This is a genomic window from Kineosporia corallincola, assembly GCF_018499875.1.
GTDB lineage: Bacteria > Actinomycetota > Actinomycetes > Actinomycetales > Kineosporiaceae > Kineosporia > Kineosporia corallincola.
Genome location: NZ_JAHBAY010000013.1, coordinates 126,258 through 140,287, shown reverse-complemented (window position 1 = coordinate 140,287; position 14,030 = coordinate 126,258). Strand labels below are relative to the sequence as shown.

General features: G+C 71.2%; 13 protein-coding genes. 7 read left to right on the top strand and 6 right to left on the bottom strand.

Going from position 1 to position 14,030, the window contains the following annotated elements; all coding sequences use genetic code 11:
* Window positions 1–95: 95 nt before the first annotated feature.
* Window positions 96–1,337 (bottom strand): GNAT family N-acetyltransferase, encoded by a 1,242-nt coding sequence (locus tag KIH74_RS27340; protein ID WP_214159229.1) that lies wholly within the window; start codon window positions 1,335–1,337, stop codon window positions 96–98.
* A 153-nt stretch (window positions 1,338–1,490) separates the two neighbouring features.
* Here KIH74_RS27340 and KIH74_RS27335 point away from each other — a divergent pair, with 153 nt between their 5' ends.
* The gene (locus tag KIH74_RS27335) at window positions 1,491–1,679 is read left to right on the top strand and encodes an antitoxin (protein ID WP_214159228.1); all 189 of its coding nucleotides are present in this window, start codon (window positions 1,491–1,493) and stop codon (window positions 1,677–1,679) included.
* Window positions 1,680–1,732: 53 nt separating this feature from the next.
* Here the strand turns inward: KIH74_RS27335 and purD are convergent, their stop codons facing one another.
* On the bottom strand, window positions 1,733–3,046 hold the full coding sequence (purD, locus tag KIH74_RS27330) for a phosphoribosylamine--glycine ligase (RefSeq protein ID WP_214159227.1): 1,314 nt from the start codon (window positions 3,044–3,046) through the stop codon (window positions 1,733–1,735).
* A 107-nt stretch (window positions 3,047–3,153) separates the two neighbouring features.
* Between purD and KIH74_RS27325 the strand changes: the two genes are divergently transcribed.
* The 3 genes from KIH74_RS27325 to KIH74_RS27315 all read left to right on the top strand — a co-directional run bounded on the left by KIH74_RS27325 (window position 3,154) and on the right by KIH74_RS27315 (window position 5,650).
* On the top strand, window positions 3,154–3,882 hold the full coding sequence (locus tag KIH74_RS27325; RefSeq protein ID WP_214159226.1) for a hypothetical protein: 729 nt from the start codon (window positions 3,154–3,156) through the stop codon (window positions 3,880–3,882).
* A 142-nt stretch (window positions 3,883–4,024) separates the two neighbouring features.
* Window positions 4,025–4,840, top strand: coding sequence for a hypothetical protein (locus tag KIH74_RS27320; RefSeq protein ID WP_214159225.1), 816 nt, complete (start codon window positions 4,025–4,027; stop codon window positions 4,838–4,840).
* 21 nt (window positions 4,841–4,861) lie between these two features.
* The gene (locus KIH74_RS27315) at window positions 4,862–5,650 is read left to right on the top strand and encodes a hypothetical protein (RefSeq protein WP_214159224.1); all 789 of its coding nucleotides are present in this window, start codon (window positions 4,862–4,864) and stop codon (window positions 5,648–5,650) included.
* A gap of 49 nt (window positions 5,651–5,699) precedes the next feature.
* Here KIH74_RS27315 and KIH74_RS27310 read toward each other — a convergent pair whose 3' ends face one another.
* Window positions 5,700–7,130, bottom strand: a complete 1,431-nt coding sequence (locus KIH74_RS27310) for an aspartate aminotransferase family protein (RefSeq protein ID WP_214159223.1) — start codon at window positions 7,128–7,130, stop codon at window positions 5,700–5,702.
* Between the two features lie 61 nt (window positions 7,131–7,191).
* Here KIH74_RS27310 and KIH74_RS27305 point away from each other — a divergent pair, with 61 nt between their 5' ends.
* Window positions 7,192–8,238: an FUSC family protein gene (locus tag KIH74_RS27305; protein ID WP_214159222.1), complete on the top strand. Its 1,047-nt coding sequence runs from the start codon at window positions 7,192–7,194 to the stop codon at window positions 8,236–8,238.
* A gap of 5 nt (window positions 8,239–8,243) precedes the next feature.
* On the opposite strand, the gene KIH74_RS27300 is transcribed toward KIH74_RS27305, so the two are convergent.
* Genes KIH74_RS27300 through ligD (KIH74_RS27290) form a run of 3 tightly spaced genes read right to left on the bottom strand, consistent with a single transcriptional unit; the run spans window position 8,244 to window position 10,992 of the window.
* Window positions 8,244–9,101: an NTP transferase domain-containing protein gene (locus KIH74_RS27300; protein WP_214159221.1), complete on the bottom strand. Its 858-nt coding sequence runs from the start codon at window positions 9,099–9,101 to the stop codon at window positions 8,244–8,246.
* Window positions 9,098–10,030: a non-homologous end-joining DNA ligase gene (ligD, locus tag KIH74_RS27295; RefSeq protein WP_214159220.1), complete on the bottom strand. Its 933-nt coding sequence runs from the start codon at window positions 10,028–10,030 to the stop codon at window positions 9,098–9,100. The genes KIH74_RS27300 and ligD (KIH74_RS27295) overlap by 4 nt, the downstream gene beginning before the upstream one ends.
* 14 nt (window positions 10,031–10,044) lie before the next feature.
* On the bottom strand, window positions 10,045–10,992 hold the full coding sequence (gene ligD, locus KIH74_RS27290) for a non-homologous end-joining DNA ligase (RefSeq protein WP_214159219.1): 948 nt from the start codon (window positions 10,990–10,992) through the stop codon (window positions 10,045–10,047).
* A gap of 221 nt (window positions 10,993–11,213) precedes the next feature.
* On the opposite strand from ligD (KIH74_RS27290), the gene ku reads away from it, so the two are divergent.
* Both ku and KIH74_RS27280 read left to right on the top strand, forming a co-directional pair.
* Window positions 11,214–12,131, top strand: a complete 918-nt coding sequence (gene ku, locus KIH74_RS27285) for a non-homologous end joining protein Ku (protein WP_214159218.1) — start codon at window positions 11,214–11,216, stop codon at window positions 12,129–12,131.
* A 370-nt stretch (window positions 12,132–12,501) separates the two neighbouring features.
* The gene (locus tag KIH74_RS27280; RefSeq protein ID WP_214159217.1) at window positions 12,502–14,001 is read left to right on the top strand and encodes an MFS transporter; all 1,500 of its coding nucleotides are present in this window, start codon (window positions 12,502–12,504) and stop codon (window positions 13,999–14,001) included.
* The last annotated feature ends 29 nt before the right edge of the window (window positions 14,002–14,030 follow it).

Genomic DNA, 14,030 nt, shown 5'->3' with positions numbered 1-14,030 from the left:
GGGTGGCACCGTCAGCAATCCGTTGGCAATAGATCACTGTGGGTGAGTGCGGTGAGCGGGGTCCAAGCCGCCCCCGGCCTGGCGAAACGCACCGCTCAGAACCAGGTGTGCCCCAGCAGTCCCGTCGGCGACCAGGTCGTCATCCGGTCCAGCTCGGCCACCGCACCCGGCCGGTGCTCGTCGGCCAGCCCGGCCAGATGCAGCCGGATCAGCGAGTTCTGGCCCAGATAGACCGAGCTCAGGGTCTGCACGGGCAGGGTCAGGCAGGCCGGGCGGGAGGTCGGGGTGACGGTGGTGCGGCCGGCCTCGTCGGCATCGACCAGCCAGCGCCCGGCCGCGAACCCGAGCGGGTCGAGCACCTCCAACACCACCGAGCCCGCGGTCCGCGCCACACGCCCGGCCAGGGCGGCAGGCACGTCGAGCACCCGGATCCACTGGAAGTCGGTGCGGTGCGCCTCGGCGACCGCCCGCCGGTCGGTGAGCATCCAGGGCAGGGGCTCGTGAACCGGCCGGTCCGCGGCCACGATCCGGTCGGTCAGGTCGATCTGCGCCAGGTGCTCCCAGAGGGCGCGGTAGGCGGCCGGGGTGACGGCGGTGAGGTCGAGCAGCCGGAGCGCGGCGGGCCGGTCCAGCGTCCAGTCCCCCTCGACCCGGTACGAGGCGGTGCCGACCACGGTGCCGTCTCCGGTGCGGGCGATCAGCGCGGGGCGGTGCAGGCTCTCGTCGGCGTCACCGACCAGCCCGCACGCCCGGTCCCAGTAGAGGTCGGGGCGGGGTAGGGCCCCGGGCAGCCGGAGGGCCGCGTCCCGGTGCAGCGGTGGTGCGACGTCGCGGATGCCGGCGTCGTCCGTTGCTTCCAGTTCGAGTTTCTCGCCAGGGTTTTCGGCGAACCGTACGCGAGGGCTGTGCACCGTGAGCCGCACCGTCTCGGTGGCCGCGCCGAACCCGAAGCGCCCGTAGATGCCGGCCTCGCTGGGGATCAGGTGACTGAGCACCGCCCCCTGCTCCCGGGCCTCGGCCAGGTCACCCCGGACGAAGGCGCTCGCCACCCCGCGCCGGCGGTGGGTGGACAGCACGGCAACCGCGCCGATCGCCCGGATCGGCACCGTGCGGGCTCCCGGAACCGGCAGATCGAGGTCCCAGGAGCGGAAGGCACCGCAGGTCACCGTCCCGATCCGGGCCAGCTTGAACCGGTAGAGCGAGGACTGTTTCCGGAGCAGCTCATGGACGGCGGCGGACGGCCGTTTGCTGTCGAGGAAGGAGCGGTACGCCAGTTCGGCATAGCTGGTCAGCTGGTCCGGCCCGGCCGGAACGATCTCGATCGCGTCACCCGTCACGGCGCGACGCTATCCGCGCCGCGAAGCCCGGCGCAGGTGGTTTTCGCGGGCCGGAGGTGACTGATCAACTGGCGGGCCGGCCCGGTCAGGTATCGACTGACGTCACGGATTCGCCGCTGCGACAACAAGATCCGGGAACGGAAGGAGCACCGCATGGGTACGTTCGACGATCTGAGGAACAAGGGTCAGGAATACGCCGAGGGCCACCCCGAGCAGGTCGAGAAGGTCAGCGACCAGGCCATCGACAAGGGCGGCGACCAGGCCGACCGGGCCACGGGCGACAAGTACGGCCAGCAGATCGACTCCGCCCAGCAGAAGGCGGACGACGCGGTGGGGCAGTAGTCCCCCGAGACCGGCAGGCGCGCGGCGGGTCCTCCCCGCCGCGCGCCCGCGTGTCAGCTCTCGGCCGGAACCGTCGGGTGCGCCAGGTGCCCGGTGAGGTCCGCGGCGGCCGCCGTCTCGGCGATGTCGGTGCGGAACTGACCGCCGCGCAGGCCGATCCGTTCCAGTGCCGCGTACACGGTGGTGCGGGCCGCGGTCAGGTCGGCACCGGTGCCCACCACCGACAGCACCCGCCCGCCGGCGGCCACCAGCTCGCCCTGCTCCAGCGCCGTGCCGGCGTGCAGCACCCAGGCGTCCGGCCAGCCGTCGGCGTCGTCGACGCCGGTGATCACGTCACCCCGCACCGGTGTGCCCGGGTAGTTCTCGGCCGCCAGCACCACGGTGACGGCGGCGTCGTCACGCCACTCCAGCTCGGGCACGTTGGCCAGGCCGCCGGTGGCGGCCGCCCGCAGCAACATGCCCAGGGGCGTCGCCAGCCGGGCCAGCACCACCTGGGTCTCCGGGTCGCCGAAGCGCGCGTTGAACTCGATCACCTTCACGCCGCGACTGGTCAGCGCCAGACCGCAGTACAGCACACCGATGAAAGGTGCTCCGCGTCGCGACATCTCGGCGATCGTCGGCCGGGCCACGTTCTCCAGCACGTCGTCGACCAGGTCGGCCGGAGCCCACGGCAACGGTGAATACGCGCCCATGCCACCGGTGTTCGGGCCCAGGTCACCGTCCAGCGCGCGCTTGAAGTCCTGCGCGGGCGCCAGCGGCACCACCGTGGAGCCGTCGGTGATGCAGAACAGCGACACCTCGGGACCGTCGAGGAACTCCTCGATCACCACCCGGCCGTCCTCGCGGTCCAGGCAGGCGGCGGCGTGGGTGAGCGCGGTGTCGATGTCGTCGGTGACCACCACGCCCTTGCCCGCGGCCAGGCCGTCGTCCTTGACCACGTAGGGGGCGCCGAACTCGGTCAGGGCCTGCTGCGCCTCGGCGACCGTGGTGCAGGTGAACGACGAGCCGGTGGGCACCCCGGCGGCTGCCATCACGTCCTTGGCGAAGGCCTTGCTGCCCTCCAGCCGCGCGGCGACGGCCGACGGGCCGAAGCACGGGATGCCGACGGCGCGCACGGCGTCCGAGACCCCCGCGACCAGCGGCGCCTCCGGGCCCACCACGACCAGGTCGGCCCCCAGGTCGGTGGCCAGCGCGGCGACCGCCTGCGGGTCGAGCGCGTCGACGGCGAAACAGTTGTGCTCCCCGACCAGCCCGGCGATGCCCGGGTTGCCCGGGGCCGCGAAGAGCCCTGTCACCCCCGGGTCGGTGGCGAGAGAACGGACCAGCGCGTGCTCGCGGGCGCCCGGCCCGACCACAAGAACCTTCACGAGCGAAGAGGGTAGTGGTCCCGAGGGCACCGGCTCTTCCGTACCCTTCTCCCGAAACCCCCCAAAGCACCGCAAAGACCTGGCCCTCTTCTGCGAACGGATTCGCAATGGCTCTGCGTACGAGGCTGCTCACCCTGCTGGTCGCGGTCCTGTTGGCCGGCTGCGGGGGCGGCGGGTCCGACTCCGGCGCCGCGGTGCTCAGTGACACGCCCGACCTGGTGCCCTACGAGGGAATGCAGGCCGCACAGGTGTTCGGCCTGATGCGGACGTCGGTCCGACAGGCCGGTTCGGTGCACGTGCGCATGGAGTCGGTGAACGGCGGCGACCGGCTGCGCAGCGACATGCGGGTCAGCCGGGACGGCGTCGCGTCCGGCTGGTTCGAGCCGGTCCAGGGGCAGCGCGCCGAGCTGCTCCGGATCGGAGACCGGGCCTGGTACAAGGGAAATGCGCAGTTCCTGGACGCCCGCGGCCTGACCGGCGTGACACCGGACGGCCCGTGGACCCCGGTCACCGACGACGGCTACGTTGCGTCCTACCTGAACTACACCAAGATCCCGTTCTACACCGGCGAGCTGCTCAGGACCCCGCAGAAGAACCTGCGCAAGGTGGAGGGCAAGGTACTCGGCGGACAGCTGAGCATCGGCCTGCGCCCCCGCGCCGGCACCGGCACCCTGTACGTCTCGGCCGACGGTTCCGGCGAGCTGGTCGGCTATCAGGACGACACCTTCACCTACCGGTTCTCCGACTGGGACGAGCCGGTCACGGCCGAGGCCCCCGACGGCTCCGGGGCCAACACACAGGCCGGTATCCAGGCCGGCACCCAGGTCGGCAACTGAGGCATCCCAGGCAACTGAGAGGGCACTGAGACCGAAAACCGGCATGTGGGGTAAATTGCCGCCGGTGGTGACGGCGAACTTTAAGCTGGCCCGGCGATCCGGGAGATTCCCGGGCGCACGCACCCCAGCGAACGGATTCACCATGTCTGCCAGCACTGCCGGGCCCGGGAACGTCCGACTCCTCACCACGGTCGCCGCCGTTCTCAGTGGCAGTGTGCTGCTCGCGGGGTGTTTCGGTGGTGGGGACGACGAGGCCTCGCAGGCGCAGCCCGGCGTCTCGGCCTCGCAGCCGGAGGAGGTCGAGGCCGCCGCCACGGCGACCGCCTCGGCCGAGGCCGCCGACGGTCCGTACGCCGGCCTGACCGCCGTGCAGATCCTGAACAAGGCCCGCAAGAAGCTGGACTCGTCCACGTCCGTCCGTCTGAAGATGACCACGAAGGACGGCAAGAAGAAGCTGACCTTCGACTTCCTGATGAACAAGTCGGGCCGGGCCACCGGCCGGATGTCGCCCGGCGGCAAGCAGTCGATGAAGCTGATCCGGATCGGCAAGACCGGCTACTTCCAGCCCAATGCCGTCATGCTGAACGAGATCTCGGGCGGAGACAAGGCCACGATCAAGGCGATGAGCGGCCACTGGGTCAAGTTCGTCAAGGGTGGCCCCAGCGAGATGTGGGACAACCTCGACATCACCGATTTCGACTATGTCACCGGTGACCTGCTCGACCTGACCGGGCCGGAGAGCGGCCTGAAGCGGGTCGAGGGCAAGAAGCTCGGCGGGCGCGAGACCATCGGCCTCGTCGAAGAGAACGTGACCGGCAAAATGTTCATCGCGGCAGACGGTTCCGGCGAGATCGTCGGCTACCAGGACTCCGAGATCATGGCCGTGTTCAGCGACTGGAACACCCCGGTCAAGGTGACGGCCCCGGCCGATCCCCTGCTGGAGAAGGACTTCTACTGATCCTCGGCGAACGGATTCGCAATGCGTGACAGCGCCTTCCGGCGCAGTGCCCTGATCCTCGCGGTGGCCGCGGCCGGCTCCCTGGCCGTGCTCACCGCCTGCGCATCACCCGGCGAGCGGTCACCCCTGGTGGCCGCGCCCGTGGCCCCCACCTGGCAGAACGCCGGCATCACGCCCGGACCGGACCCCGACGACCCGCACGCCGACACCTGGAAGTACGCCGGCGACATCGCCGAGCTGGCCGGCGACGCGACGCTCCAGGCGCAGTCGGTGCACGTCGAGGGAACCACCGAGGAGGAGGGCGAACCGGCCACGTTCGACCTGAGCCTGGACCGCGACGGCCACGGCACGGGCAGCATCCGGATGGACGCGGTGGGGTCGGGGGAGCTGATGTTCGAGGACGACGACTACTACCTCAAGCCCGACCCCCGCATGCTCTCGCTCTATGCCGGCACCGACGCCGGCACGACGCAGTACCTCAAGGGGAAGTGGCTCCATTTCCCGAACGACGAATCGTCCGGCCTCACCGGGCTGACCATGGAGAACCTCGTCGACTCGCTGAACCTGCCGGACGGTGATGCGGCCTGGCGGCTGATCGACGGTGACGCGACCTTCGGCGGGCACAAGGCCATAGAACTCCAGGTGCTCGACGAGGACTGGAAGATCTTCGTCGCGGCGGACGGGCCCGCCGAACTGGTCGGCTTCGAGGGCCCGGACGGCTCGTACGTGTACTCGGACTGGGACGAGCCGGTGACGGTGAAGGCCCCCTCGGAGTCCGTCCCCATGGTGTATCCCTCGGCCCAGGCCTGATTTTCAATGGTGGACGACGAACGGGCCGTTCGTCGTCCACCGTTGTGACCTACAGGCCGCTCTCCACCTCGGCCAGGGCCTCGCCGAGCAGCGCCAGGCCGTAGCGGGCCTCCTCGTCGGTGATGTTCAGGGCCGGCACCACGTGCGTCCGGCTGCCGTTGACGAACGGCAGCAGCCCTCGGCTCATGCAGGCCTGCTTCAGGGCGTTCATCGGGGCGCCGGGGTCGAGGGGCTCGCGGGTGTTCTTGTCGCGCACCAGCTCCACCGCCCAGAAGGCGCCGAGGCCACGCACCTCGCCGACGATGGCACTGGTGGCGGCGATCTCGTGCAGCCGGGGCCCGATCACCTCGCGGCCCAGCCGGTCAGCGTTCGCGATCAGTGAATCATCACTCAGCACACCGATGTTCGCGACCGCGGCGGCGCAGGCCAGCGGATGACCGGAATAGGTCAGGCCGCCCGGGAACGGACGCTGACGGAAGGTGTCGAGCACCGGCTCGCTGACCAGCACCCCGCCCAGCGGCAGGTAACCCGAGTTCACGCCCTTGGCGAAGGTGATCAGGTCGGGAACGGCCGCGGCGCCGGCCACCGGCGTCCATTCGCCCGGGACCCCGGTGGGAGCCTCGTTCGCCAGCTCCGCCGCGAACCAGCGCCCGGCGCGGCCGAATCCGGACATCACCTCGTCGGCGATCCAGAGAATGCCGTGCCGGTCACAGATCTCGCGCACCCCGCGCAGGTACCCGGACGGGGGCACCATGATCCCCGCCGTGCCCGGAATCGACTCCAGCACGATCGCGGCGATCGTCGAAGGACCCTCCAGCGCGATCACCTGCTCCAGGTGTTCCAGGGCCCGAGCACACTCTTCGGCCTCGGTGGTGGCGTGGAAGGCGGAGCGGTACAGGAACGGCCCGAACGTGTGCACCACGCCCTCGGCGCCGTAATCGTTGGGCCAGCGCCGGGGATCGCCGGTGAGGTTGATCGCCGTGGTGGTGTTGCCGTGGTAGCTGCGGTAGCGGCTGAGCACCTTGCGGCGGCCGGTGTGCACCCGGGCCATCCGCACCGCGTTCTCGATCGCGTCGGCACCGCCGTTGGTGAAGAAGACCCGGCGGAACCAGTCGCCGGGGGCGCGCTCGACGATCAGCCGGGCCGCCTCGGAGCGGGCGTCGTTGGCGTGCTGCGGGGCGATCGTGGCCAGCCGGGCGGCCTGCTCGGCGATCGCCTTCGTCACCCGCGGCTCGGAGAAGCCGATGTTGGTGTAGACCAGCTGCCCGGAGAAGTCGAGGTAGGGCGTGCCCGCGCCGTCCCAGAGCCACGAGCCCTGGCCGCCGTCGGCGGTGAAGGGCTGCCGGCCGTCCTGCGCCAGCCAGGAGTGGAAGACGTATTCGAGGTCGAGTTCCAGCGCCCGCTTTGCCCTTTCCGCCCGATCCGGGTCGACGGGGACGGTCGGTGCGGTGGCCGGGAGCGGTGGGCGGGTGCTCGTCATGGTGGCAGGGTACGGCTATCGGCTCCAGGATTGGCCTGTGATGATTGCGTCGGGATCGGCAGTGCGAGACGGTGTGTCCCGGGTCCGGATGAACTCGTTCGCGATCGGCCAGTGTGCCGTCGCGGCGGCGATCGCCTGGGTCATCGCGGAGAGTCTGCTGAATCATCCACGACCGTTCTTCGCCCCGGTCGCGGCCGTGGTCTGCCTCGGCCTGTCCAACACCCAGCGGCTGCGGCGGATGATCGAGCTGGCCCTGGGCGTGACGATCGGGGTGGGCATCGCCGAGCTGCTGGTGAAGGAACTGGGCAACGGCTGGTGGCAGATCAGCCTGGTGGTGCTGATCTCGATGTCGGTGGCCCAGCTGCTCGGCGGCGGCGCCCTGATGACCACGCAGTCGGCCGTGCAGAGCATCTTCCTGGCGGCCCTGCCGCAGACCCCCGGCGGCGGGCTGTACCGCTGGGAGGACGCGCTGATCGGCGGCACCACCGCCTTGCTCGTCGTCGCCTTCCTGCCCGCCCACCCGGGACGCTTCGTGCGGCAGGAGGCGCAGGGCCTGATCCGTGAGCTGGCGGCCATCTCGTCCGAGTCGGCGGCGGTGCTGCGCAGTGGTGACGCCGAACGGGCGGACGCCGTGCTGGACCGCGCCCGCGCCACCCAGGACGACATCCAGTCCTGGACCGACGCCCTGCGCGGCGGTGAGGAGATCAGCCGGATCTCGCCGCTGCGCCGGCGGCACGTGCCCGAGCTGATGCGCTACCGCCGGGGCCTGGTCGGCCTGGACCGGGCCACCCGCAACCTGCGCGTCGCCGTCCGCCGGATCGCCGCGGCGCTCGACACCGGCGCCGGGATGCCGGCCGAGCTGGCCGACATCTTCGACCACCTGGCCGAGATCCTGCACCTGCTGGAGGGCGAGGTCGGGAGCGCCCAGGAGCGCATGGTCTCCACCACCGCGCTGGCCACCCTGGCCGGCCGCCTCGATCCGGAACAGCTCGGCGCGCAGTCGCTCTCGGCCAACGTGGTGGTGGCGCAGATCAGGTCGGTGGTGGTGGACCTGCTGGGGGCCACCGGGATGGACGAGCAGCAGGCCCGCACGCTGCTACCGGACTGAGCCGATCACTCCGGCGCGGAACGGCTCTCGATCAGCCGCACCGCCTCGCCCAGCGCGGCCACGATCTCGTCGCGGCCACCGCCCTTCAGGCCCGCGGCGTAGCCGACCAGGAACGTGGTGAGCGGGGCGGCCGGGCGGTCGACGTTGTGGGCGGCGTCCCGGGCCAGGTCGAGGATCTCCGCCACCTGCACGTCACCGACCGGGAGAGACAGCCGCTCCCCGAGTTCCGCGACCCAGTCCTCGAGCATGTCTCGTCCTTTCCCTGCCCTGAGCGTTGCGAGTTGCTCCGGGGTATCACAGTCGGCCGAGGCTCCGTGGTCCGACACGTCGGTCAGGGTCAGGGCCCGCAGCAGAGCACGCATGGGTCTGCCCTCCAGGGGCTGTAATTCGCGCAGAACCCGGCGCAGCGCACCGGCCCGGTAGACCGCGGCCAGGGGCTGGCGGTGCCCCTCGGCATCCACGAACACGGCGGCCTCGGAGCCGGGCCCGGTGTCGGCCGGGCCGTCCAGCGCGTCCGTCAGCCGGCGCACGTCGTCGGGGGTCAGACCGGTCAGGTCGGTCGCGAAAACACCGATCAGGTCGAGGTCGTCGGGCCGCAGGGCCGCAACGCCGGCGGCCAGCCCGGCCAGCGGCCCGGTTCCGGGCGGGTCCTCACGGGTCCAGCCGACATCCCGCACGGTGGGCCGGGGTTCGCCCACCACCACGGTACGGACGGCGGAGGAGGCCGCGAGCAGCACGCCGTCGAGCAGGGACACCCCGTTCACGACCAGAGCGCCCTTGTCCACCCCGCCCAGCCTTCGGCCGGAACCACCGGCCAGGACGACGATGCCGAGCCGGGTCATCGCGGGACGCTGGGGGGTCACGTCGGCACCCGGGGGCCCCGGCCGGCCTGCGACGGCCCGGGCAACAGACCGGCCAGCGGATCACCGGTGTCCTGAACGCGTTCCAGCACCTCGCCGAACTCCAGCTGGCGCAGGGCACCCGGCTGCTCCACCTCGTCCCAGTCACGGGGCACGGCGGCGGTGGGACGCTCGCGGCCGCGCGGCGAGAACGGGCAGATCGTGGTCTTGGCCGAGTGGTTCTGGCTCCAGTCCAGCAACACCCGGTTCTTGCGCAGGTTCTTGGCCATCCGGGAGACCACCAGCCGGGGCAGCTCGCGTTCCAGTTCCTCGGCCAGGCGGTGCACGTACTCCCGCACGGTCACGGCGTCCTGCCGGCCCGACACCGCGGCGTAGAGCTGCATGCCCTTGCCGCCCGAGGTGACGGGATGAGCGTGCAGTCCGTCGTCCTCCAGTTTGCGCCGCACCGCGAGCGCGACCTCGGCGCACTCCGGAAGGCCCGCGGGGGCGCCCGGGTCGAGATCGATGACGAGCAGGTCGGGGTCCTTCGCGGCGCCGCGCGCCCCCACCCGCCACTGCGGCACGTGGAGTTCGAGGGCGGCCAGGTTGGCGGCCCAGACCAGACCGGCCAGGTCGTCGATCAGCGGGTAGGTCACCATCTCCCGGTCCTTGGTGCTGCCGGGTGCGGGCAGGGTGACGTCGCGCAGCCACGAGGGGGCGCCGCGCGGCACGTTCTTCTCGAAGAACGTGGTGCCGGCCCCGACGCCGTCGGGCCAGCGTTTGCGGGTGGCGGGGCGGTCTTTCAGGTGCGGCAGCAGCACGTGCGACACGCCGGTCAGGTAGTGCAGCAGTTCGCCCTTGGTGGTGCCGGTGGACGGGTAGAGCACCTTGTCCAGGTTGCGCAGCCGCAGCGTGCGACCCTCCACCTCGACCAGCTGTTCCTCACCCGCCATCGGGTCCGCCCTCTCTACTCGTACCGGACGTCTTCGGGTTCCAGGTCGGACCGGACGCCCCGGAAGACCGGCTGCCGCAGCCGCCCGTTCTCGGTGCGGCCCAGGTGCCGCACGTCGACGACGACCTGCGGCCGTACCCAGGTGGCGCCCTTCGCGTCGGCCCGTGGCACGGTCTCGGCGAACGGTGACGAGTCCAGTTGTAGCGGCGTCAGCAGACGGCGCAGGTCGGCCTGCGCCCCGGCGCCGGTGAGCCCGCTGCCCATCCGCCCGGCGAACCGCAGCACGCCGGGGGCGCTCCAGACGCCGATCAGCAGCGCCCCGAACTGGTTGCGGTCGTTGATCTCCGGGCGCCAGCCCCCGATCAGCACCGACTGCACCCGGCGGTGGGCCAGCTTGCGCCAGTCGCTGCTGCGCACCCCGGGGCGGTAGGCCGAGGTGCGCCGCTTGGCCACCACGCCTTCCAGGCCCTGCTCGCGGGTCGCCTCCAGCAGCACGTCGACGTCGTCGTAGACCGGCGACAACTGCCAGTGCTCGCCCGAGGCGGGCAGCCGTTCCAGCGCCTCACGCCGTTCCTGCCAGGGCCGTTCCGTCAGGTCCACGCCGTACATCCGCAACGCGTCGAAGGCGATCAGGGTGGCCGGGTTACGGGCGGCCAGGGCTGAGGCCCGGCGCCGGTCGGTCAGGTGGATCCGGTCGGCGAGCGCGGTGAACGAGGGCACGCCCCGGGCCATGATCACGATCTCACCGTCGAGCAGCACGTCCGGGTGGGCGCGCCCGATCGCCTCGAGTTCCGGGAAGGCCGCGGTGATCTCGCGCTCGGACCGGCTCCACAGCCGCACCGCGCCGTCGTTGACGTCGGCGAGCACCCGCCAGCCGTCCCACTTGACCTCGTAGGCCCAGCGGTCGCCGTCCGCCGGCAGCCCGGCGTCGGGATCCGCCGGGGTGGCCAGCATCGGGCGCATGGCCCACATCAGAGCACACGGCGGTGGCGGCGTACCCGCTCCTCGCCGTCCTCAATCAAACAGTCGCCCGAACCGATGAATTTGGTCAGGTCACCGGGTCACGACTGCCGGACACGCACATGCTCTGGCAAGACTGAGAGCAAGCAGTCATGCTTGATGTCAGGTTTCCGGCGTGTCTTGCTTGACAGGGTCGACGAGTGGCGATCAACGAGGAGAAACCCATGCGAGCGATCTGGAAGGGCGCGGTCTCGTTCGGCCTCGTCAACGTGCCGGTCCGGTTGTTCTCGGCGACCCAGGAGCACGACATCCGGTTCCACCAGGTCCACCGGGAAGACGGCGGGCGGATCCGGATGCGCCGGGTGTGCAGCGTCTGCGGCGAGGAGGTGGCCTGGGACCAGCTGGCCAAGGGCTACGAGGCCGAGGACGGCCGGCTGGTGGTGCTCACCGACGAAGACTTCGAGGCGCTGCCCCTGAGCACCGGCCGCGAGATCGACGTGGTCGAGTTCGTGCCCACCGGCCAGGTCGATCCGGTGCTGTTCGGCAAGTCCTACTACCTGGAGCCCGACGCCCGGGCGGCCAAGCCCTACGCCCTGCTGCGCGAGGCACTGGAGGCCACGGACCGGATGGCCGTGGTGAAGGTGGCTCTGCGCCAACGGGAATCGCTCGCGGTGCTGCGTGTGCGCGATCGGGTGATCATGATGCAGACGCTGCTGTGGCCCGACGAGATCCGCGCCGCCGACTTCCCGATTCTTGAGGACGACGTGGAGCTGCGCCCCCAGGAGCTGCGGATGGCGGCCTCGCTGGTCGACTCGATGGCCGCGGACTTCGAGCCCGACCAGTACGAGGACGACTACCAGCAGGCCCTGGTGCAGCTGGTGGAGGCCAAGCTGGAGGGGGCCGAGCCGGCTCCGGTGGAGGCCGGGGACGAGACGGCGACCGAGGTGGTGGACCTGCTCTCAGCCTTGCAGGCCAGCGTCGACCGGGCCAAGGAGGCCCGCGGCGAGAAGCCCGCTCGCAAGCCTGCGGCCAAGGCCCCCGCCCACAAGGCCCCCGCCAAGAAGGCCCCCGCCAAGAAGACGGCGAGCAAGACAGCCACCAAGACGGCCGCGAAGAAGACCCCGGCCCGCAAGTCCGCCTAGGGGCGCGGGTCCGGACCACCGGCTCACACGACCCACGCCCACGAGCCGTCGGTCCGGCCCCAGGCCAACACCCCGCCGCCGAACCGAGCGGCCCACGCGACACCACCCAACCCAACGCGGCCCAGCCCAGACGCAACCGACGGCAGCCCGCCCCGGGAGCACCCGGATGACCTTGCGATTTTTCACACCACCCTGAGCCCGTAGCCGGTGTCAAAAACGAGCGACACCGCCCCGTACTCCCCCCGCAGTGGGCGCTCATGGTCCGCAGCCCGGCCCGGGAGCGGCCGGTCGAACAGCTGTCGCCCAGCTATATTCGCTGACACGACTTGGTGTCAGTTTTTGTCCGGCACCTGCGCGAAGGGCGGCAAGGGTGCTCAATCCGGTTCGGCGTGCGCTGGTGACGCTGGCCATCTGTAGTTTCGGGCTGGGCACGGGCGAGTACGTGGCCCTCGGCCTTCTGCCGGGCATCGCGCACGACCTGCATGTCAGCGTGCCGGAGGCGGGCCACCTGATCTCGGCCTACGCGGCCGGTGTGGTGATCGGTGCCCCGCTGCTGACGGCGATCTCGATCCGCCTGCCGCGCAAGGGCCTGCTGATCGGTCTGGTGGTCATGCTCGCCGCGGGCAACCTGCTGTCGGCCGTGATGCCGGAGTTCACCAGCCTGCTCGTGGTGCGCTTCCTGTCCGGCCTCCCGCACGGCGCGTTCTTCGGCCTGGCCTCGGTGCAGGCCGCCAACCTGGTGCCGGAGAACCGCCGCAGCCAGGCGATGGCCGTGGTGTTCGCCGGGCTGACCATCGCCAACGTGGTGGGCGTGCCGCTGACCACGCTGATCGGCCAGAACAGTTCCTGGCGGCTGGTGTTCGCGCTGATCGCGGCGGTCGAGCTGGTCGGCGCCCTGGGCGTGCTGGCCGCGGTGCCGCGCGAGCACCGCACCCCCGAGGAAGCCCCCGACCTGCGGCGGGAACTGCGCTCGTTCCGCAACGGCCAGATCTGGCTCTCGCTGGCGGTGGCCACGATCGGCTGCGGTGCCATCTTCTCCACGTTCAGCTACATCGCCCCGATGATGACCGAGGTGGCCGGCTACGCGGACACGAGCATCACGCCGCTGCTGGTGCTGTTCGGGCTCGGCATGACCTTCGGCAACCTGGTGGGCGCACGGCTGTCCGACCGCTACGAGGTCACCACGGTGATCTGCGGGGTGATGCTGGCCCAGGTGGCCGTCGCGGGCGCCTTCTACTTCGCCGCCGGCAACCGGATCGCCGCCGCCGTCATGATCTTCGTGTTCCCGTTCTGCAACACGATGGCCTTCCCCGCCCTCCAGAACCGGATCATCGGGATGGCCGGCGGCGCCCCCAACCTGGCCGCCGCCAGCATGCACGCGGCCTTCAACATCGCCAACTCCCTCGGCGCCTGGCTGGGCGGGATGACGATCGCGGCCGGCTGGGGCTACAACTCGCCCAACCTGGTAGCGGTCGGGCTGGGCCTGATGGCCGCGCTGGTGGCGATGTACGCGGCCTGGATGCAGCGCTCGCTGGTGCGGGTGTTCGGCTCGCCCCTGAGCAGCGTCCCGCCGCCGACCAACGGGCCGCGCACCAACCCGATCCGGATCCCGGTGGTCGGCCTGAACACCAACCCGGTGCCGGTGATCGGGCAGTACTCGAACACCGGTTCCGTCCCGGTGATCCGCGACGTCCCGGCGATCCGCGACCGGCCCGTGCCCGGCACCGACTCGATGCCGGTGATCCGGCGGCATCCCGGCACCTACCCCACCGCGGTGCTGCGCCGCGGGCCGGTGCGCCGCGACGACGACACCAACCCCATCCCGATCGTCACCGAGGAGATCCGGCCGCGCCGCAACGGCACCGCATGAACGGTGACCGGGGAATACAACTACCGGTA